Here is a 23,943-nt window from a genome sequence, read left to right as displayed (position 1 = left end):
ACGATGATGGCAGTTTCACGATTACGCCAGATGAGAACTTCAATGGTGACATCGATATCAGTTTCGATATCTCTGATGGCACCAATACGGTTCAAGCATCAGCTGACCTAACGGTTAACCCAGTTAACGACCTGCCAGTCCCTCAAGATCAACAGTTCAGCGTTGAAGAAGATGGCACGCTCATCTTCACCGATGCAGACCTGTTAACAGGTGCTACAGACATCGAAGGTGACAACCTTACAGTTGAAGGTGTGACCTACGATGGTGGCGACGGTATTCTTGCTGATAACGGTAATGGTACGTACACCTTTGCTCCGAATGAGAACTTCAATGGTGACGTAAACTTTGGCTTTGATGTATCAGACGGCACCGATACAGTCTCTGCAAACATCGATGTGAGCGTTACGGCAGTTGATGATGCACCTGTGTCAGGCGACCTAGCGTACTCAATCGACGAAGACGGTTCGATTCGTCTAAGCCAAGAGCAACTGTTATCACAAGCATCTGATGTTGAAGGCGATGACCTTACTGCTAGCGGCCTAACGGTTGGTGGAGATGCGACGGTTGTAGCTAATGATGACGGCAGCTTCACCATCACGCCAGATGAGAACTTCAACGGTGACATCGATATCAGTTTCGATATCTCTGATGGCACCAATACCGTTCAAGCATCGGCTGACCTAACGGTTAACCCAGTAAACGACCTACCAGTACCTCAAGATCAACAGTTCAGTATTGCAGAAGACGGTACTTTACAGTTCACAGACGCGGATCTGCTTACAGGCGCGACAGACGTTGAAGGTGATAACCTGACGGTTGAGGGCATCACTTATGAAGGCACTGATGGCGTACTGACTGACTTGGGTGAGGGATCATATAGCTTTGCTCCAAACGAAAACTTCAATGGTGATGTGAGCTTTAGCTTCGATGTGTCAGACGGTACCGATACCGTGTCTGCAAACATTGATGTTAGCGTGACTCCTGAGAACGATCCGCCTGTTGCGGGCTCAACGTCCTACACGGTGAATGAAGATAATTCGATTACCATTTCTGATGCACAACTATTGGCAACATCTTCAGATATTGAAGGTGATGTATCGATAGACAGCGTGACTTACTCTGGTAGCGACGGTGTCCTCGAAATCAATGGTAACGGCACTTACACCTTCTCGCCAAATGAGAACTTCAGCGGTGAAATTGCACTGGATGTGGTTGTTGCTGATGAAGATGGTGCGACCGACTCAACGACCGCGGGCATCAATGTTCTTGAAGTGAACGATCCGCCGGTTGCAGGCCCTACGTCTTACACCATTGATGAAGACTCAGTACTTACCTTCAGTGAGTCTCAAGTGTTGCTTAACGCCTCAGATGTAGAAGGGGATGTTGAGCTTGTTGGTATTAGCTACGATGGCCCTGAGGGTATCTTCTCAGTAAATGGTGACGGCACTTGCAGCTTCGCTCCAAATGAGAACTTTAATGGCCAAGTTCAGCTTGATGTCACCATTAGTGATGAAGATGGTGCAGAAGTGGAAACCGTCATCAATGTTGACGTATTACCAATCAATGATGCGCCAGTGTCTGGTGATTTGGCTTACAACGTTAACGAAGATGGTTCAATCACACTGAGCCAAGATCAGCTGTTGTCTCAAGCGTCCGATGTAGAAGGCGAAGATCTAACCGCAAGTGACTTAACAGTTGGTGGTGATGCGACGGTTGTAGCTAACGATGACGGCAGTTTCACTATCACACCAGATGCGAACTTCAATGGTGACATTGATATTCAATTCAACATCACTGACGGTACTGACACGGTTCAAGCAACCGCCGATCTTACTGTTAACCCAGTTAATGACTTGCCGGTTCCTCAAGACCAACAATTCAGTATCGCAGAAGACGGTACGCTTCAATTTACAGACGCCGACTTACTTACCGGTGCCACCGATATTGATGGCGACGACTTAACCGTTGAAGGTATTAGCTATACAGGTGGTGATGGCGTACTGACCGACCACGGTGATGGTACTTATACCTTTGCGCCAAACGAGAACTTCAATGGCGATGTGAACTTCAGTTTCGATGTGTCTGATGGCACAGAAACAGTCAGCGCTAACATTGATGTGAGTGTGACTCCTGAGAACGATCCGCCAGTTGCGGGTTCAACCTCATACATGGTCAATGAAGACAATGCCATCACAATTTCTGATGAACAGTTGCTAGCTAACTCTTCGGATATTGAAGGTGCGGTGTCGGTTGATACTGTGACTTACAGTGGCACTGATGGTGTGTTCCAAGATAACGGCGATGGCAGCTATACCTTCCTTCCTAATGAAAACTTCAGCGGTGATATCAGCCTTGATGTGATTGTTGCAGATGAAGAAGGTGCAATTGATGAAACCACAGCAGGTATTACCGTTCTTGAAGTGAACGATCCACCAGTTGCGGGTCCAACGTCATACACCATTGACGAAGATTCGGTTCTGACGTTCAGTGAATCTCAGATTCTTGTGAATGCTTCGGATGTCGAAGGAGATGTAGAACTTGTTGGCATTAACTACGATGGCTCTGACGGTATCTTCACTGTAAATGGTGATGGTACATGCAGCTTTGCACCCAACGAAAACTTCAATGGTCAGGTTCAACTGGGTGTGACCATTCAAGATGAAGATGGCGCAACGGTTGAAACACACATTAACGTTGATGTATTGCCAATCAATGATGCGCCAGTATCGGGCGATTTGGCTTACACCATCAATGAAGATAGCTCCATCACGCTAAGCCAAGAGCAATTGCTAGCAAGAGCAGGTGATATCGATAGCGATAACTTAGAAGCTATCAATCTATCTACTGATGAAAATGCGACCATCCAACACAATGATGATGGCAGCTACACCATCACACCGAACGCAGATTACAACGGTGACCTAGATCTGAACTTCGATATCATCGATAACGATGGTGGTTCAGTTCAAGTTGGCCTAGACATTACCGTGAATCCGGTTAATGACTTGCCACAAGCGCAAGATCAACAGTTCACGATTGAAGAAGACGGTACGTTACTCTTCACCGATGCTGACCTGCTTGTAGGTGCGTCGGATATTGATGGTGATGAACTGTCGATTGAAAACGTACTCTACACAGGTGCAGATGGTGTTCTTAGCGATAATGGCGACGGCACATATAGCTTTGCTCCAAACGAGAACTTCAATGGTGATGTTCAATTCTCATTCGATGTCTCTGACGGTACTGATTCAACATCAGCTGTTATTGATGTCAGCGTAACGCCTGAGAATGATCCACCGGTAGCGGGCTCGACATCTTACACAGTCCAAGAAGATGGCCAAATCACGATCAGTGATGAGCAACTATTGGCAAACTCTTCCGATGTAGAAGGCGATGTTTCACTGTCTGGAGTATCGTACTTCGGTGATGACGGCTCATTTGTTGATAATGGCAATGGTACTTACACCTTTACGCCAAATGAAAACTTCGATGGTGATATTTCACTAGACGTTGTTGTCGTTGACGAAGACGGTGCAACCGCAACCACAACCGCTGGCATCGATGTTATCGCTGTGAATGACGGACCTGAAACTTCGGGCATTCAGGCTGAAGTCGATGAAGATAATTCAATCACCATTACTCAAGAGCAGTTACTCGCTAATGCGACCGATGTTGAAGGTGATGAGTTAACGGCATCTAACCTACAAACCAACGATCCAGATGCGACAATTGTTACTAATGACGATGGTTCATTCACTATTACGCACACAGAAAACTTCAATGGCGAGTTGGACTTCACATACAGCATCAGTGATGGTGAGAATGAAGTTCTGACGACACTCGACTTGACGGTTAACCCTGTCAACGATGCGCCAGAAGCGGGCGATGAAATCTTCATCCAAGCGCAAGAAGACCAAACAGTTGGTGTGACACTTCGTGAAGAACCAGCACTACGTTTAGACCAAGCGCCAGAAAACGGCATCATTGAAGCAAATGTGAATGACGAATGGGTGGTACTGGAAGTAGGACAAGAAGTTCCTGCAGATACCGAAGTGCGCTTTGTTCCAAGTGAAGATGCTCTTGCTGAAGGTACACACACCACACAAATCGGTACGTTTGACGATAACGCGAGTGTGGATGATTGGGGTACAGAAGTTGACCCTTATACGCGTGAGTTCTCAGATGGTGACTTAACGGTAACTGTTCAAAGTAACGATGACCCTCTTGGTGCCTGGAATGGCAACACCCACATTGGTCATGGTATCGGTGATACTGACCGCCAAGGCTTAAGTGGTGATGAGAAACTGACGGTTTCAGTTGAAGGTCAAGACATCAATGAAATCAGTTTCCACCTAGATGGTTTGGGTGGCTGGTTCATGGAAGAGTCTCGTCACTTTACAGAAGTAGAAATCAAAGCGTTCAATGAGGATGGCGACCTAATTGACTCGATGACTTACCACAAAGAAGACCGTGGTACTTTCGAGACAGATTACACGCTAACGGTTGATCAACCAGTGTCCTACTTTGAGCTCGGTACCGTGCAAGGTAATGGTACTTACGTCGTTCAAAACATGACAGTGTCACAAACTTGTCATGATGAAGCGGTGTTTACATCGATTGGTGTAGATGGCTCAGAGATTACTGAAACGGTTGAGTTGAATATCCATGCGGGTGACAACGAAATCGAGTTAACGGCTGATCTTCCGAATATTACTGTCGATACCGATGGTTCTGCCCAGTTTGCTTCGGTTGTGATTACCGAAGAGCAACTACTGGCGCAAGCATCTGATATTGATGGCGACGACCTTGATATTGAAAATCTAGAGCTAGTGGGTGAAAACTCAGAGCATGCAACACTCACCGATAATGGTGATGGCACTTGGACGGTAACACCGGATGAAAACTTCCATGGTGAAATCGAACTTGGTTACCAAGTTACCGATGGTGAGCTGACAGACAGCAATATCATCAATATCAATTTCGAATCAGTAAATGATGCGCCAATCGTTTCTGGCCCGATTGTTCTATCGACAGATGAAGATGAAGGTATCACGTTCAGTGCAGATGACTTGCTAGCGAACACCACAGATGTGGAAGGCGATACGCTGTCTATTTCTGACATCACTTACGGTGGTGATAACGGTGAGCTAGTTGATAACGGCGATGGTACGTTTACCTTCATGCCGAATGAAAACTTCAATGGTGAAATCGACATCGACTACAAGGTGTTTGATGGAACTGATGAAGTTGCAACGCATCTAGACCTAACGGTCGTACCAGTCAATGATGTGCCGGTTCCGGGTGAACCATTGCACACCCAAATGCTTGAAAACGGCTCCATGATCATCGAAGCGAAAGACCTATTGTCTGGTGCTACCGATGTTGATGGCGACATTCTTCATGTCGAAAACCTATTACTTGCAGACCAAACGCAAGGTACGTTAACGGATAACGGTGATAATACCTTTACCTTCGAACCTGCAGAAGACTTCTACGGTGAAGTGAATCTGACTTTCGATATCAGTGATGGCCAAGCAAGCGCACCAAGTACAGCAAGAGTTGACGTTGAAATTGTCAATGAAGGCCCAGAGGTTGGTGGTCCAATTGAAGCCGCTGTTGATGAAGATGGTTCAATCACTATCACTCAAGAGGATCTGTTAGCGAATGCGACGGATGTCGATGGCGACAACCTTGAAGCCGTTAACTTAGCGACCAACGATCCAAATGCGGTTGTTGTAGAAAACCCAGACGGTAGCTTCACTATTACACCAAGTGCAGATTTCTTTGGTGAGATTGAGTTTACTTATGATGTCACTGACGCGATCGAAACTGTTGCGGCTGACCTCAACCTAACCGTAAACCCTATCAACGATGCTCCAGATGTGCCTGACATGTCTTTCACTACGGAAGACGGTCAAGCGATTACCATTACCGAAGCTGAACTATTAGCACAAGCGACAGACATTGAAGGCGACGAACTGTCAGTTGTGAATGTGACGAGTGCAAGCGACACGGTAGAAGTCACAGACAATGGCGATGGAACATACACATTAACACCAGAGCAGGGCTTCTTCGGTAACGTTGACTTAGCGTTTGATGTGAGCGATGGCACTGATGTAGTTGCCGCAAACATCGACCTAAAAGTTGAGTTCGTCAACGATGCGCCAGAAGCGACGCCAATGGTGGCAGATGTCGACGAAGATGGTTCAATCCTCGTTACACAAGAAATGTTGTTGGAGAACGCGAGCGACCAAGATGGCGATGAGTTATTTGCAAGCGCGCTTGAAACTAACGATCCAAATGCCAGCATTGTAGACAATGGTGATGGCACGTACACAGTGACACCTTCAGAGAACTTCAATGGCGATATTGCATTCACTTATGAGGTGAGCGACGGTGAGCTGAGCACGTCTAATGATATGACATTGACCGTTAATCCGGTGAATGACATTCCAATTGTTGCTCCAGGAATGTACCACATCGAAGAGGATGGCAGCATCCTGTTCACTCAAGAAGATCTATTGAGTGCTGCAATTGATATTGATGGCGACGACCTAAGCGTTACCAGCATCAATTACTCTGGTGATGAAGGCACAGTCACCGACAACGGCGATGGCACGTTCAGCTTCGTTCCTGAAGAGCACTTCAGTGGTGATCTGCAGTTCAGCTTTACTGTGACAGACGGTACGGATGAAGTTGAACAAGACATTAATGTTCACATTGAAGCAGTTGCTGATGCGCCTGACTTAGTTATCACGGATGGTGATGGTGTTAACGTCGACGACCAGGCGATTTTGGTTGAGCCAGGCGGTATTGTTGAACTGAACATTGCTGCGGCACTTGTCGACCAAGACTTGTCTGAAACACTCACTGTTACAGTAGATGGTGTGCCAGAAGGTTCGGTTATTCAATACGATAACGAAGGCGTGCTGAATGACCAAGAGAACGGTATCACCAGTTACAACGACACTGAAATCACAGTAACGTTTGAAGGTGAGACGGCTGGCTACCAAAACGCTGCGGGTTACTACAAAGTAGACGAAGACGGCAACATCACAGGTGTTGAAGTTGTTTACGAAAACGCATCACAAGTTGGTGGTGGCGGCGACCTTGTTCCAGGGCAAGATCAATTCAGCTTCCAAGTCGAGGAAGGCGAAAGCTTTAACCTGTTCTTAATTCCAAACGGACATCAGCACAACGACTTTGATGCGATGCAAGACGGTCAGTACGAGTTCCGTGCTGAGGATGGTTCGCCTGCGAACATGGATACGGTTGATCCTCAACTTGTCTTTGTGGCTGCTGATGGAACCGAGACAGTGATTCAAGGCCAAAATGGTGACGCGATCTTCCATGGTGGTTCAAGCTCTCAGCTAAACCAAGATGGTATCGAACATACTCGTACTACGGTTAATGAAGACGGCGAGCTGGTTTACGGATTTGAAGATTTGTATGGCGGCGGTGATGCTGACTATTCTGACTTCAACTTCACAATCGATGTCGGTGAAGTGAACAGCCAAATCTACAGCGGTGAAGTAACGGTTGGCCCTGATGGTACGGTGAACTTACCAACAACGGCTATCGAAAATGCGTTACAAATCCAGTTACCAGAAGACTTCAATGAGCAGCTTGAAGTTCATGTAACCGCAACTGCGACAGAGTTATCGAATGATGATTCTGAAACGGTATCTCAAACCATCTACATTAACGCGACAGGCGCGCACATTGAGCACGCACCTGAAGCACTTCCGGTTTCTGCAACGGTTGAAGAAGATGGTTCAATCATCATTACGCAAGAAGACTTATTGGCTAATGCGCGTGATTTAGATGGCGATCAGTTGACGGCTCTGAATTTAGCAACCGATGATGAGAGCGTTACGATTACCGATAACGGTGATGGAACGTACACATTAACGCCAGAAGCTGATTTCAATGGCGATGTTAACTTTACGTTTGATGTGTCTGATGGTGATGATGTTGTCTCTACCAACCTAGAGCTAACGGTTTCACCAGTGAACGATGGTCCAGAAGCACAAGACCAGACATTCACAGTCGGCGAAGATGGCGTGTTAACGTTCAATGACCAAGACCTATTAACAGGTGCGACGGACATTGAAGGGGACGACCTAAGTGTTGAAGGTGTAACGTACACTGGCACAGACGGTGTCCTAACCGACAATGGCGATGGCACATACAGCTTCGCGCCAAACGAAAACTTCAATGGCGATGTGAACTTCTCGTTCAATGTATCAGATGGAACCGATACGGTAACCGCTAACATTGATGTGAGCGTGACGCCAGAGAATGATCCTCCGGTTGCGGGTAGTACGTCTTACACGGTTCATGAAGACAACTCTATTACAATCAGCAACGAACAACTGCTAGCGAACTCTTCGGATATCGAAGGCGAAGTCGCAATTGATAACGTGACTTACAGTGGTAGCGACGGTGTTCTGGAAATCAACGGTGACGGTACATACACCTTCTCGCCAAACGAGAACTTTAATGGCGAAGTTAGCCTAGATGTTGTCGTGACGGATGAAGATGGAGCGACTGAAGCAACAACGGCGGGTATTACTGTCCTTGAGGTGAACGATCCGCCAGTTGCTGGCCCTACGTCATACACCATCGATGAAGATTCAGTACTGACTTTCAATGAGTCTCAAGTTCTGTTGAACGCTTCTGATATTGAAGGTGATGTTGAGCTTGTTGAGATCAACTACGATGGCCCAGACGGTATCTTCTCAATCAATGGTGACGGTACATGTAGCTTCGCTCCGAATGAAAACTTCAACGGCCAAGTTCAATTGGATGTAACCATTCAAGATGAAGACGGCGCTCAAGTTGATACGTTTATTACGGTTGATGTATTACCAATCAACGATGTACCAGTATCAGGCGACCTTGCATACAGTGTTGAGGAAGACGGTTCGATTACCTTGAGCCAAGAGCAGCTTCTTTCTCAAGCGAGTGATGTAGATGGCGACGACCTTACTGTTTCTAACTTGATTGTTGATGGAGACGCGACGGTTGTTGCTAACGATGACGGCAGCTTTACCGTTACGCCAGATGCGAACTTCAATGGTGACATTGACCTAACGTTTGACATTAGCGATGGTACAGATACGCTGGTTGCGACGGCTGACCTAACCGTTAACCCAGTCAATGACCTTCCACAACCACAAGATCAAACGTTCAGCATCGGCGAAGACGGCATCTTGAACTTCACTGATGAAGACTTGCTGACAGGTGCGACTGACATTGATGGGGATGACCTGTCGGTTGAAGGCGTTACTTACACAGGTGCGGATGGTGTTCTTACTGATAATGGCGATGGAAGCTACAGCTTTGCGCCAAACGAAAACTTCAATGGTGATGTGAACTTCAGTTTTGATGTGTCAGATGGCACGGATACAGTTCAAGCCAACATTGATGTCAGCGTGACACCAGAGAACGATCCACCGGTTGCAGGTAGCACGTCTTACACCGTTCATGAAGACAACTCAATTACCATCAGTGACGAACAGTTACTTGCTAACTCTTCTGACATTGAAGGTGATGTGGCAGTCGATAGCGTGACTTACACTGGCGCTGACGGTGTCTTTGAAGACAACGGTGACGGTACTTACACCTTCTCACCAAACGAAAACTTCAACGGCGAAGTTAGCCTTGATGTTGTCGTAACTGATGAAGAGGGCGCAACTGAAGCGACCACCGCGGGTATTACTGTACTTGAGGTGAACGATCCACCAATCGCAGGCTCAACCAGCTACTCAGTCAACGAGGACGAAGTTATCACCATCAGTTCAGAGCAACTGTTGGCAAACGCTTCTGATATCGAAGGTGAAGTGGCGATTGATAGCGTTAACTACACAGGTTCAGACGGTATCTTTACCGACAATGGTGACGGAACATTCAGCTTCGCACCTAACGCTAACTTCGATGGCGACGTAAGCCTTGATGTTGTCGTTACTGATCAAGAAGGCGCAACCGTAGCGACCAACGCAAGCATTGATGTTCTGCCTGTTAACGATGCTCCGGTATCGGGCGACTTGGCGTACAGCGTGGACGAAGATGGCTCAATTACCTTGAGCCAAGAGCAATTACTTGCTCAAGCGAGTGATGTTGATGGCGATGACTTAACAGCGGCTAACCTAACCGTTGGTGGTGATGCGACAGTTACAGCAAACGATGATGGTAGTTTCACTATCACGCCAGATGCTAACTTCAATGGCGACATTGATTTGAACTTCGACATTACCGATGGCGATGCGACGCTTCAAGCAACGGCTGACCTAACGGTTAACCCAGTTAATGACCTGCCAACAGTCGGTGAGCCACAATTTGTGACTCAAGAAGACACCAGCTTTACCTTCACAGAAGAACAACTGCTGCAAAATGCGGGCGACATTGATGGTGATAACCTATCGGTTGAAAATGTGGCTTCAGATAGCGGTACTTTGGTTGATAACGGCGACGGCACTTACACATTCGCACCGAATGAAAACTTCGACGGCAATGTGAATGTGACGTTCGACGTGAATGACGGTACCGCGACAGTACCAGCAGAAGCGACGATTGATGTTCAATCTGTGGTTGATATGCCAGAGCTGTCGATTGCTTCTGACCTAGTGATTGCTTCAGACAACTTCGAGTCTGGCTCAAACGGTTGGAATACAGGCACAGAAAGCTCTCAAGGCTTCGAGTCGGGTGACATGCTAGGTCGTATTGGTGGAACGGGCGGTGATGAAGCCGTCAGCAAAACTTACGACATTCCAAGTGATGTGAGCGAAGTTAATATCTCGTTCAACTTCTACGAAATTGATTCTTGGGATGGTGAGTCGTTCCAAATCTTTGTCGGCGGCGAAGAGCTAACGACATTAGATAATTCTGCGTTCCGTACTCAAGATGGCACAACAACGCTTTACGATTCAGAAGGAAATGAAGTCGGCGAAGTGGTTCACGGCGTATCGCAAGGTGAGGGCTTCAGTGGTTGGAACGACCAAGCACACCAAATCAACCTAACGGTACCCGTTGAAGACGGCCAACTTGAGTTAGGCTTCGGTTCAACCTTGAACCAAGGTGTGAGTGATGAGTCGTTTGGCATCGACAACATTGAAATCACAGTGTCTGATGCGGATTACCAAATTATTGGTACCGAAGATACGCCAGTACCACTGGATATTGATGCGGCGTTAACCGATACCGATGGTTCAGAAAATCTCGCTATCTTGATTGAAGATGTACCAGAGGGAAGTTCGCTTTCTGCAGGTATCGATAACGGTGATGGGACATGGTCATTGCAACCAGGCGAGCTAGAAGGGTTAGAGTTTATCCCTTCAGGTGACTTCAATGGGGATGTGGTTCTAACCGTGAATGCGACGTCGACTGATGTTGATACGGGCACCACCGCAACGGCAACACAAGATGTGACGATTCACATTTCGCCAGCGAACGATGCTCCAGAAGTTGATGGTGATATCAGTGCCGTGACAGCCGAAGACAACAGCATCACGCTAACTCAAGAGCAGTTGCTAGAGCACGCTGTTGACATTGATGGTGATGACCTATCAGCAATCAACCTAACTACCAATGATGAAAATGCGACCGTTCAAATGAACGACGATGGCAGCTTCACCATTACACCGAGTGAAAACTTCAACGGTAATATCGAATTTAGTTACGATGTAACCGATGGGGAAGACATGGTCGCGGCTGGCCTAGACTTGACGGTAACACCTGTCAATGATGCGCCAGAGCCACAAGACCAAGCATTCACTATTGGTGAAGATGGGGTTCTTAACTTCACTGACGCAGACCTGTTAACGGGTGCAACGGATGTTGAAGGTGACGACCTAACAGTCGAAGGTGTGACATACACTGGTGCTGATGGTGTGCTTACTGACAATGGTGACGGAAGCTACAGCTTTGCGCCAAACGAGAACTTCAATGGTGATGTGAACTTCAGCTTTGATGTGTCAGATGGCACGGATACGGTTCAAGCCAACATTGATGTGAGCGTGACGCCTGAGAACGATCCACCAGTGGCGGGTAGCACGTCTTACACTGTGCATGAAGACAACTCAATCACGATCAGTAACGAACAGCTATTAGCCAACTCTTCAGATATTGAAGGTGAGGTTGCGATTGATAGCGTGACTTACACTGGCAGTGATGGTGTGTTCGAAGACAACGGTGACGGCACTTACACCTTCTCTCCAAACGAGAACTTCAATGGAGATGTGAGTTTAGCGGTTGTTGTTACCGATGAAGAAGGGGCAACAGAAGCGACTACCGCGGGAATCACTGTACTTGAGGTGAACGATCCGCCAATCGCAGGCTCAACCAGTTACTCAGTCAACGAAGATGAAGTTATCACCATCAGTGCAGAGCAACTGTTGGCGAACTCTTCTGATATTGAAGGTGAAGTGGCGATTGATAGTGTTACTTACACAGGCGCTGACGGTATCTTTACTGACAACGGCAACGGCACATTCAGCTTTGCACCGAACGCAAACTTCGATGGCGATGTTAGCCTCGATGTAGTGGTGACAGATGAAGACGGTGCGACAGTAGCCACCAGCGCAAGTATTGATGTTCTTCCAATTAATGATCCACCAGTATCGGGTGACTTGGCATACAGCATTGATGAAGATGGTTCGATTACTCTGACTCAAGAGCAGTTGCTATCTCAAGCATCTGATGTGGATGGCGATGATCTTAGCGCTGCCAACCTAACCGCGGGTGATAACGCTACAGTTACGGCAAACGATGATGGTTCATTTACCATTACCCCAGATGCTGACTTCAATGGCGATATTGACCTAAGCTTCGACCTTTCTGATGGTACTGAAACGGTTGTTGCAACGGCCGACCTTACTGTGAATCCAGTGAATGACATCGCAGTTGTAGAAGATGTCGCTTACACCATTGAAGAAGACGGTTCACTTACCTTTACAGACGAGCAACTGCTAGCGGGTGCTTCTGATATTGATGGTGATGAGCTGTCAGTTGCCGACGTGTCTTACACTGGCGCAGAGGGTGTGTTCACCGACAATGGCGATGGCACTTACACCTTTGCACCGAACGAGAACTTTAACGGTGACGTAAGTCTGGACTTCTCAGTATCTGATGGTACAGAGACGGTTGATGCAAACATCGACGTAACGGTAACAGACGTTAACGATGCACCTGTGGCAGGCGCAACGTCTTACCAAATGAACGAAGATGGCACCATCACATTGAGCCCTGAGCAGTTGATTGCTAATAGCTCCGATGTGGACGGGGAAGTGTCTCTTGATAGCGTGAGCTACTCAGGTGCAGACGGTATCTTGGTTCAAAATGAAGATGGTTCGGTAACGTTCGCACCAAACGAAAACTTTAACGGCGACATCAACCTTGATGTGACGGTTATTGATGACGACGGTGCTACCGCTCAAACCACCGCTGGTATTGAAGTTATTGCAGTTAACGACGCACCAGTGGCTGGAAACCTGGCTTACTCGGTTGATGAAGATGGTTCAATTACGCTATCTCAAGAGCAGTTGCTGGCTAACGCATCGGATGTTGATGGTGATGCACTAACCGCAAGCAATCTATCTGCAGGTGACAATGCGACTGTAACAGCGAACGAAGATGGTTCATTTACTATCATGCCGGATGCTGATTTCAACGGTGACATTGATTTGAGCTTCGATGTGTCAGATGGCCTTGAAACTGTTCAAGCTGGCGTCGACCTAACCGTTAATCCAGTCAATGACCTACCAACAGCAGAAGACCAAAACTTTACTGTTGAGGAAGATGGAACGCTAACCTTCACTGACGCTGACCTATTAGCAGGTGCTGCGGATATTGATGGTGATGACCTTTCTATCACGGATGTGTCTTACACGGGCGCAGAGGGTGTGTTCACTGACAACGGTGACGGCACTTATAGCTTTGCTCCGAACGAGAACTTCAATGGCGATGTCAACCTTGGCTTCACAGTGACTGATGGCACTGAGACAGTCGATGCTAATATTGGTGTGACGGTAACGGATGTTAACGATGCGCCGGTAGCGGGTTCTACGTCTTACCAAATGAACGAAGATGGCACCATTACAATCAGCCCTGAGCAGTTAATTGCTAATAGCTCTGACGTTGATGGTGAAGTGTCGCTTGAAAGTGTGACTTACACAGGCTCTGACGGCACCTTGGTTCAAAACGATAACGGGTCTGTGACCTTCACGCCAAACGAGAACTTTAATGGTGATATCAGCCTAGATGTGGTCGTGACCGATGATGACGGTGCGACTGCTACAACAACGGCAGGCATCGAAGTTCTGGCCGTGAACGATGGACCTGAGTCGGAGGATGTGAAACTAACCACAGCCGAAGACAGCACCATTCTTATCACACAAGACATGTTGTTAGCTCAAGCTACCGACATCGATAACACCGCAGACGAGCTGTCGGCTTCTGGTCTACAAATCGACCCTAGCTTGGGTGAGTTGCTAGATAACGAAGATGGTACTTGGTCATTTACACCAAACGAAAACTTCAATGGCGATGTGCCAATGACGTTTAACGTTAGCGATGGCCAAGAGACAATTTCAGTCGACGGCAACATCGATGTTACGCCAGTGAATGATGCACCTGAAGCGCCAATGATTGAGATGCAAGGCGAAGAAGATGTGGTCATGGTGATTGACCCGGCTTACATCGCGGATCAAGTGACAGACCTTGATGGCGACGAGATCAGCATTGAGAGCATCACAGTTCGAGCTCCAGCGAACGCGACCTTAACTCAGCAACCAGACGGCATGTATCACTTAGTGACTACTCAAGACTTCAATGGCTTAGTAGAACTCGGTTATCAAGCGACTGACGGTGAAGAAGTGGTTGATGGCTCGCTGAATGTGGATGTCATTCCGGTTAACGACGCACCATTCAACGTCGGCAACGCAATGATGACCACCAACGAAGATGGCGCGTTCACCTTCGATGCTGGCGACTTGATGAACTTGTTCGGTGACATTGATACCGCAGACCTTGTTGTTTCTCGCATTATCACCGCAGACGGTGAAGATGGCGGAGAAGTTACAGACAACGGTGATGGTACTTGGACATTCACACCAACAGGCGACTTTGCGGGTGTTTCTGACCTACAAGTTGTCGTGAGTGACGGTGAGTTCGAAACGGTTCTCGATGTTCCTGTGTACGTACGTCCTGTCGCAGATGGCGCGGTTATTTCAACTGACCATGACGGTCCATTAGTCTTCGGCGAAGATGAAACGGGTCACTTGGGACTGAACGTTGGCCTAGTCGATGATTCAGAAACACTAAGTAACTTGGTGATGACAGGTTTCCCTGTTGGATTCGAGGTAACAGATGGTGTGAATACCGTGATGATCACCGAGCCGGGTCAATACATCGACCTGTTCGACTGGGATATCTCAAACATTCAAATGACGCCTCCTGAAGACTTCCATGGTGAGTTCTTCGTAACGGTTAGCGCAACAACGGTTGATTACGGAGATGAGCCGGAAGCGTTTGAAGATGGCATCGATTCTGGTGATTTCGAAACCGTAGCGGGTGATTCCATCATCCTAACGGCGGACGACCTAATTGGTTTGGCTGAGAATGTGGATGCAGACAGCGATGATGAAGTGAAACTGGTTCATCTTGCCGACCGCAGCCAAGGTGAGATTGTCGATAATGGCGATGGCACTTGGACGTTCACACCAGCACCAGGCTTCACGGGCGAAGCAGACATTGCGTACGTAGTTGATAAAGATGGCGTGCTTCATGATGAGCAAACTGGCGTAGTCGTGAAAGAAGGTGACTCGCAAGGGAATGCAGCACCAGAAGTTAACAGCATCACAACGACGGAAATCGCAGCGGATGCCACCTTGTCGTTCACTGATGAAGACATGTTAGCGAATCTGAGCGATACAGAAGGCGACAGCTTGAGCATTGAGTCAGTAAGCTTGATGGAAGGTCAGGGCGTAATTGAGAGCGATAACCAAGGTAACTATCAATTCACTCCTGCTGAAGACTACACCGGCGATGTTCAAGTTGGGTTTATAGCGACCGATGGCGAAAATCGCATCGAAAGCTTCTTCAATGTGGATATCCAAAGTGGCGATGAAGCAGCGGCGAGCGAAGGTTATACCTTAGCTGATGATGGTTCACTAACTATCACGGATGCACAGCTGGTGGATGAGTTAGGCGTCAGTGATTCTGCACAAGTTGTTGATGTTGCAGACGCGAACGATGCTGGCTTCTTTGCCGAATCAGGTGAAGGTGAGTGGACTTACTGGCCGAACGAAGACTTCGATGGCAATTTAGCGATGAATGTTGAAGTTAACGACGGCGGTGAAGTATCAAGTCACAGCTTAAGCATCCAAGTTGAAGATGATTCAGTACAAAGTGATGAACCACAAGTCCAAGCTGCTCAAGCAACAGAAGAGCAACAAGTGGAAGTGGCTCAACAAGCTGATGACCAAGCTCAAGATGCTGAAACTGAAGACAGCGCAGCAGATGTAACTGCGGCGCCGGGCGATACTATCTCTATCTCGATTCCAGATGAGGTGAGTGGTAACGAATCGGTTGATTACGCTGATATGTCTGGCTTACCTGAGGGCGCTACTGTAAGTAACGCACTGGATAACGGTGATGGTAGCTTCACAATCAGTGGCAACTTAGAGCAGCCTGTATCTGTTGAACTTCCAGAAGGTTACGAAGGTACTAGCGAGATCCAATTCCAAGGTTACGACGAATTGGGTAGCTCAATAGACGGTGCTAGCGGTTCTGTTGAAGTTGAGGTCGATGATCAATACACCATGCAAGGCTCTACGCAAGAACAGCAACCGGACATGGCAGGTATGGAATCTGGTGGCAGCGACTGGACAAGTGCGGGAGGTCAAGACCAAGGTGTCGACTTCACGGACGACTCTGGAAGTTTCGATTCAGATTCTCAAACTGGAACCGATCAAGGCAACGACTTCGACCAAAGCTCGATTTAATCGAGAGGGCTTGGTTTTAGTCTGAACCGACATTTAGTCTAAACCGACAAGCAGATAGGGCAGCGTAAAGTTGCCCTCATTAAAGCCATGTAGAGTTATTGATACATGGCTTTTTTTTATTTATTTTTTTGTTTCGCTAAATAAACTTGAGAACAGGTAAATATGTCCTTAATTATTAGAAGGGTCCGTTAGACAGGAGGGACGACATGTATCGTTATGTCAGTTCACCGCAAGCGTCGAAGTACATAGTGCCACCGCCTCAACATCGAGAGTTGTCGAGTGTGGATGTGCCTGAGTCTGAATTAGAGATGCGAGAAATATTGAATAATTGGTTTGCTGATGGTTTAGCGCCCATTATTGAAAGTGACGATGACTACATCTCTGCGAGCGATCACGTTCGATTTGAAAAGCTTAGCCGCACCGTTGGGATGTTGTTGAGAAACAAAGATTATTATTTTGCGGCTAAACGGATTTTATCAGTGTGGGAACAAGATTGTCTTGAAACCACTTATATCAATTATCTCATTTTGCGCAGTGAGCGAGTCACTTCTTTAAGGTAAGTTAATGGTGTGGCATTTGTCATTTTTCATTTTTCATTAGGCATTAGCGACTTAGGGTTCGTGTGCTTACGATTTTTTTATTTTTCTAACGAATCAGCAAACAAAAAGGGCAAGCTTGGAGGCTCACCCTAAAGGTCTTTGTTTTGGCTTAACGTTATTTTCAACTAATTCTCAACTGGGCTACGACTTACACCCAACCATCAAATTTGAGTCGTTTTTGAATTCTTTCGACCGCTTCTTTCTGCATTTGTCTAACACGTTCATTAGAAACATTCACATCCAACATTTGTCCGACCTCAGACAGCGTTTTCACCTTGTTATCAAAGAAACCAAAACGGTGGATGAGCACCTTTTGTAATTTTGGAGGAAGTGTATAGATGATTTGTTCTAGAGCTTGGGTAAAGGATTGATCCTCACAATCTTGTTGAGGGTCTGGGATATATTCACTTTCGCATTGATCAAGCACCATAGGCGCATGGCTAGTTCCAACCGTTGTCGTCACGTCAATAAACCCGCTTAACGCCACCAGTTGATCGACGCGTTCGGCCTTTACACCTGAACTGTCTGATAGCTCAGAAATTGAAACCTCTTTACTCATTTTTTTGCTTGCATCGAGCTTTTTTGAGGCGAGGCTGTTTATTTCTTTACACACGTGGGCTGGCAATCGAACGGTTCGACCCGTGTTCATGAGTGCGGCTTCAATGTTTTCGCGGATCCACCAAACAGCATAGGTTGAAAAACGATAGCCTGGTTCTGGATCGTATTTGTCGATGGCCTTAATCAAGCCAATGTTGCCTTCCTCGATCAGGTCGAGCAGGGTGAAATTATTGCCTTTACGTTTTAGGTAACTCTTTGCGATTTTCACAACAAGGCGCAGGTTTGATTCGATCATGACATCACGCGCTTTTTTATCACCCGCGCGATTCAATTTTGCGTAATACACCTCATCTTCACGCGACAGCAGATCAATGCCAACAATATCTTTCAGATAATGAGCATAAGGGTCTGCACTGGTAGAAAATGATTCGGTAATGGGTGTTTCATCCGTGAGCCCCTGAAACGCAGCAAAACTATCGTTGTTCATTTCCTTGTCCTTATCTAGCCGACTGAACGTTTTAGTTTTTTTATTATGCCACCAAGTGATTAACGCTTGGTTTCATTAGAGTGTAGATAACAATTTCTTCTTTACCAATAAATAAAATGCAATTTCGTATGTTTATGTCACAAAAAGATCTACAAATATTTAACTATTTTGCATCTCATCAAGTGTGTTGGTTTTTCGTTTAAAACATTAAGACGGATAGTTTATAAAGCATGTGTTATACATCGGTTTATCTAGATAAATGACGTGAATTTATAGGTGTGGGTTAGAACTATAATTGAGAGGAGAAATGATGAGAAAAATGTTAAGAGTCGAGGTTCAATGTTTCCAAGCACCTCAACTCTTTTAGCTGTGTCGGCTGTTAAGTATCGCCATGCACGTTTTAATTCTATCGACTAATAAGTGCTAAGAACCTCATCGATTTGCTGATTAATGATCTTCATTTCGCTGTAGATAACCGAAAGATCATCATCTTGCGGCGCAAGCTTATTGAGTGTGTTTTGTTCTACTCTTTCCAATGCAACTGTGGCCGTTTCTTCACCAAAGCTGGCTAAAATGCCTTTTAAGGTGTGCACGGTAAAATGAAGCTTGCCCCAATCTTGTTGTTGAACCAACTCTTCGATCTCTTGTAGCGAATTGCCATGGTCTTCTTGATATGTAGACAAAACGGCGTAAATGACGTCTCTGTCATTGTCTAAATAGGCGTTTAAAGCATCAAAGTCTAGCATGTGGACTCCTGTCGGCTGAATGTTGAAAATGGGCTAGGCGGCTTAGTGGAAAAACCATACCTTGATGAATCACTAATCCATTGATTCCATTTTGGAGGAAGTTCTAACTGTAAGATTTCTTCTAGATAGTCGTCGCTAAGTTTCTCATCTATATGAGCTTTATTGACGGCGTATATATAGTCAAGTTTGGCGGCAACTGAATATGGGTAACTGTGAATGTAGTCCTTTATTTCTTGGATCGAACCCAAATTTTCAATGTTTATACACGTTGAAGGGTCGACATTTTTGGACTCAAGTTGGTGATTTATGGCTTCTCCACGAGATTTGAGACATTCCACTGTTAAATGATAAAGAGAGTACTCACCAAAGTGGGCGAGCATGGGTAATAACTGAGTGAGCAAATAAGTCGGTTGGCTGTGGAAATTGTTCGCTAACAGTGTCGAAGCTCTAATCACTTTTTTGTGGGCAATCTGAGGGCTATTTTCGATGAGCAATATGCTGCTCTGAAATAGGGCAAGGCTGGCCAAAACTTGCTGCTGTTGTTTTACCGGAAGTTTCAGGTTTACCAACTCGGTGAATTGGTTGGCGTGCTCAAGCAAAATACGTTTGTACTTTAGTTGCGTCTCGCGCTGATACGTTGCTTTTAAGGAATTAAAGTGCGCACCAATGGAATGGATGACATCAATGTCAGCAGCTGAAATGTGGGTTGCATACATCTCACCTAACTTTATGATCATATGTGTGTTATCTGCGTTCTCAGCTAAGTCGATGGCCCTGATTGCACGATGGCTGATGCTGGGAGTCATCTCAAATGCACGAATCGCTAATTTAAGAGCAGGCAGCAGCATTTTATGTTTTTCATAGATACAGCTTAAGCAGTCAATCACGCTCAATGAGAGTGGCTGTGCTATTAGAAAATTGTGGAGCTTATCTATGGCTAAATTTGGCTTGCCTAAGCTGTCGAGAATCAGCGCCTCAGCCACCAATTTGGTTGGGTGCATGTTGGTTTTGGAGTTGTTAATGACGCTAGAGAGTAACTGCCATTTCTTACCTGCAATTAAATGTTCAATCAATGTCGCTTCGAACTGAACGCTAGTACCATTAGGGGAGATCGCCAAAGCTTGAGCTAATCTCTCTTGACTGGCAATGGGATACAAATCATTCAGTTGGGTGAGTTTCTTTGAAACGGACACGGCACTTTGGATCTTTTTACCCAACGTTTGAGTATTAATCGGTTTAGAAACGAAGTGGTGTGCTTCACCTGAAAGGGCGGTTAATACTGTTTCCTGACGCATATCCCCAGAGAGCAAGATTGTCGCCACCGTATGATCGATGAGGCGATTTCGATACAGAATGCCCAACAGCTCAAAGCCAGTAAAAGACTGTTCTAAGTGGTAGTCAATGAGGAGTACATGAAAAGAGTGTGTCTCGACCGCTTTAATTGCTTTTCGATAGTCGGTCGCAATAAAAATACAGTCGCGCGAAACTCCCAAACTAGCCAGTTGCTGCTTAATAAGTATTGTTGCGCTTTTAGAGTCGTCGATGATCAAAATTCGAAGGTCTGTTGGTAAGGTCAAATCCATTTTCCTTAATACCAAATGTTATTTTTTAATTTAGGTGTCAAGTTGCACATTGTCAAGGTGCCTATATCACATACAAACACTCAATAAACTATTGGTAATTAAAGAGTATTAGATAACATTTATGAAAGCCTTCAAACGCAGGTGACTTTTACCTGATTTTAGTGGGGTTATACGTGTTTTAGAAATAAAAAAGAGGCAAGCCGATAAGCTCACCTATCTGTTTTATTGTTCGAGTTTTTATTCGAAATGTTGTTCTTTGCTTGAAGTTTTATTTACCGAAACTCTAGCGTTAATCACGCATGTTTAGAATCAATACTGCCGCTAGAGCCAAGAACGCCGTCATCATTAAGAACACATCGTTGTAAGCCATGATGGCTGCGTCACGTTGCATTGTGCCGAGCAAACTTGCTTGTGCTTGTTGCATCGCAGTTGCGGCATCACTTCCTGACTGAATGAAAAACGCTTGTTGTTGCTGAAGCGTCTGCCAACCAAGTTGACTCACTGAAGGTAGCGACTCCTTGATGTGTGCTAAGTGCTCACGGGTTTTGTTATCCAATAGCGTAGCGATAATCGCGATGCTGAAAGCGCCCCCTAAGTTCCGCATTACGTTGGTTAACGTTGATGCGTCTGGCGTGTCCATTTTGCTGATGTTCTTCATGGCAACCAAAGACAGCGGAACCATGATGAACGGACTACCAATAGCACGCAGAACCATAGATAAAATCAGCTGTTGCCCGCCAAAATCGATTGTCATGTGTGTATTTACGTAACAACTAAAACCGAACATCGCGAAGCCAAAGGTAACCAAGTACTTAGGCTTAATGATCTGTGTTAGCTTTGGCACAATTGGGAATATCAGAAGCTGTGGGAAACCCATCCACATTAGCACTTCACCAATTTCCATCGCGTTATATTGCTGAATTTGAGTGAGATACATCGGTAGAACATAGATAGAGCCGAGCAATGCCATTCCTAGAATCAAATAGGCGATACAAGACATCGCAAATTGCCCATCCCGCAATAGCCGCAGGTTAACCAATGGCTTCTTGTGTTGGATTTCGTTTATCACGAAGTAAACCAAACTCACCGCCGACACGATACTCAAGCCAATAATAAAGCTCGAACTGAACCACTCTTCACGGTTACCTTCTTCTAACACCACTTCCAAACAACCTAGCCCTAATGCCATGGTGGCGATACCAAACCAATCGGCTTTTTTCAGCGTGCCAAGGTCGAGCTTTTCATCGTCCAAGCCATATCGGATCATGGTGATCACAAGCAAAGCTGGCGGAATATTGATGTAGAAAATATAGTGCCACGAGAAGTTCTCCGTCAGCCAGCCACCAAAGGTAGGGCCAATCGATGGAGCAAAGGTCGCGGTTACACCAAACAGTGCCATACCCACAGCACGCTTGTTGACCGGCAATAACTGAATCACCAGCGAGAAAGCAAGCGGGATTAGAGCACCACCACTGAAGCCTTGCATCGCGCGGAACACGATCATCGAGGTCATGTTCCAAGAGAACGAACACAACAAAGATGAAATGGTGAAAATGGCTGTCGTCCACGTGATATAACGGCGTTTACCGAGCGCTTTAGAAAGCCAACCACTGAGTGGGATAGCGATCATCTCTGCGACTAGGTAAGACGTAGAGATCCACGAGCTTTCATCCAAGGTGGCTGATAGCGCACCTTGAATATCTTTGAGAGACGAGTTGGTGATCTGAATATCCAAGATCGCCATAAACGCGCCAATCAAGCCGCCAAATAGGGCGATCCAATGGCGTCTCGAAACCTCGTCATCATCATTTGTTTGGGTGACAACACCAGCGTTACTCATGGTCTAGCCTCGTTTATCGATGGTCGCTACCACAGACAAACCAGGAAGCAGTCGACCTTTCAACTCTTGCTGATCTGGAATAGTAATTTTAACCGGTACACGTTGAACGATTTTAGTGAAGTTACCGGTCGCGTTTTCTGGTGGTAGGAGCGCAAATTTAGCGCCAGTCGCAGGGGAGAAACTGTCTACCACACCTTCAAGAGGCTGCCCCGGGAACGCATCCAGCTCTACTTCAACCGTCTGACCTTTGTGAATACCACTTAGCTGTGTCTCTTTGAAGTTGGCTTCAATCCACACTTGGTTGTTTGGTACCAAGCTCATCAGTGGTGCGCCTGCTTGAATCAGCAAGCCTTCACGTACGCTGCGTTTACCAATCACGCCATCTGCTGGCGCGTAAACTTTGGTGTAATCAAGGTTAAGCTGTGCTTGATCTCTCTGGGCTTGAGCTTCGGTCACGGATGCATTTGCTTGTTCGATTTCACTCGCAATCACGATTAGTTGATCATTACTTGCGACAAGGTTTGCTTTCGCTTCTTCAAGTTCTGCTTGGGTGACTTTTTGTTGTGCGACCATGCTGTCGACTTCATCTTGCGAAGCATAGTTACGCTTTAATAAGCTACGAGAACGCACGACTTGTTGGATTGCACGCTCGTATTCAGCTTGTGCGGAATCAACACGGCTCTCGGCTTGATTTATTTGGCTACGTTGTAACGTTTGTTGAGCGATAAGGTTGTGTACGCTTGATTGAACGACGCTTAAATGCGCATTCGCCTGAGCAAGTGCAGATTGGTAATCACGATCATCGATTTGAACCAACAAGTCACCTTGTTTAACCGATTGGTTATCACTCACGTAAGACTTAACAATATAACCCGACACCTTCGGGCTTATATTAGTGATGTCGCCTTGTAGGTAGGCATTGTCGGTAGATTCAAAGTATTGGCCATAGCCGTACCAATATCCGGCGCCAGCTAGACCTAATGACAGCATGATCGCAGTAGCAATAAGCGGGGCTTTTTTACGTTTTTTTGTGCTTACTGATTGCGAAGCGTTGTTGTTCTCTGTCATTTTTTATTTCTCATTTTGTTTTTATTTAGATGTAACGAATTGTAAATGAATTCGATTGA

At 46.2% G+C, this 23,943-nt stretch carries 7 protein-coding genes; 2 read left to right on the top strand and 5 right to left on the bottom strand.

Annotation, left to right across the window (positions count from 1 at the left end):
- Together AB4133_RS08475 and AB4133_RS08470 are read left to right on the top strand one after the other, a co-directional pair.
- Nucleotides 1–17,003 (top strand): tandem-95 repeat protein (locus tag AB4133_RS08475; protein WP_372224211.1); only part of this gene is annotated, 17,003 nt, incomplete at its 5' end.
- 206 nt (nt 17,004–17,209) lie between these two features.
- A complete protein-coding gene (locus tag AB4133_RS08470; RefSeq protein ID WP_017060510.1) occupies nt 17,210–17,563 on the top strand; it encodes a hypothetical protein in 354 nt (117 codons plus the stop codon).
- A gap of 187 nt (nt 17,564–17,750) precedes the next feature.
- On the opposite strand, the gene AB4133_RS08465 is transcribed toward AB4133_RS08470, so the two are convergent.
- From AB4133_RS08465 to AB4133_RS08445, 5 genes are all read right to left on the bottom strand, one after another.
- Nucleotides 17,751–18,647 (bottom strand): RNA polymerase sigma factor RpoD/SigA, encoded by an 897-nt coding sequence (locus tag AB4133_RS08465; RefSeq protein ID WP_017060509.1) that lies wholly within the window; start codon nt 18,645–18,647, stop codon nt 17,751–17,753.
- A 413-nt stretch (nt 18,648–19,060) separates the two neighbouring features.
- Nucleotides 19,061–19,393: an Hpt domain-containing protein gene (locus tag AB4133_RS08460; protein ID WP_017060508.1), complete on the bottom strand. Its 333-nt coding sequence runs from the start codon at nt 19,391–19,393 to the stop codon at nt 19,061–19,063.
- On the bottom strand, nt 19,387–20,976 hold the full coding sequence (locus tag AB4133_RS08455) for a response regulator (RefSeq protein WP_017060507.1): 1,590 nt from the start codon (nt 20,974–20,976) through the stop codon (nt 19,387–19,389). Before AB4133_RS08455 ends, AB4133_RS08460 begins: the two co-directional genes overlap by 7 nt.
- A 289-nt stretch (nt 20,977–21,265) precedes the next feature.
- Entirely contained in the window at nt 21,266–22,816 is a 1,551-nt protein-coding gene (locus tag AB4133_RS08450) for a DHA2 family efflux MFS transporter permease subunit (protein WP_372224210.1), read from the bottom strand.
- Nucleotides 22,817–22,819: 3 nt separating this feature from the next.
- Nucleotides 22,820–23,884, bottom strand: a complete 1,065-nt coding sequence (locus AB4133_RS08445) for an HlyD family secretion protein (protein ID WP_009844998.1) — start codon at nt 23,882–23,884, stop codon at nt 22,820–22,822.
- Nucleotides 23,885–23,943 lie beyond the last annotated feature (59 nt).

The sequence above is a fragment of the Vibrio sp. 10N.286.52.F8 genome, from assembly GCF_041468745.1.
Lineage (GTDB): Bacteria > Pseudomonadota > Gammaproteobacteria > Enterobacterales > Vibrionaceae > Vibrio > Vibrio crassostreae_C.
The sequence above is the reverse complement of the archived record's forward strand: the minus strand, read 5'-3'. Positions and strand labels throughout refer to the sequence as shown.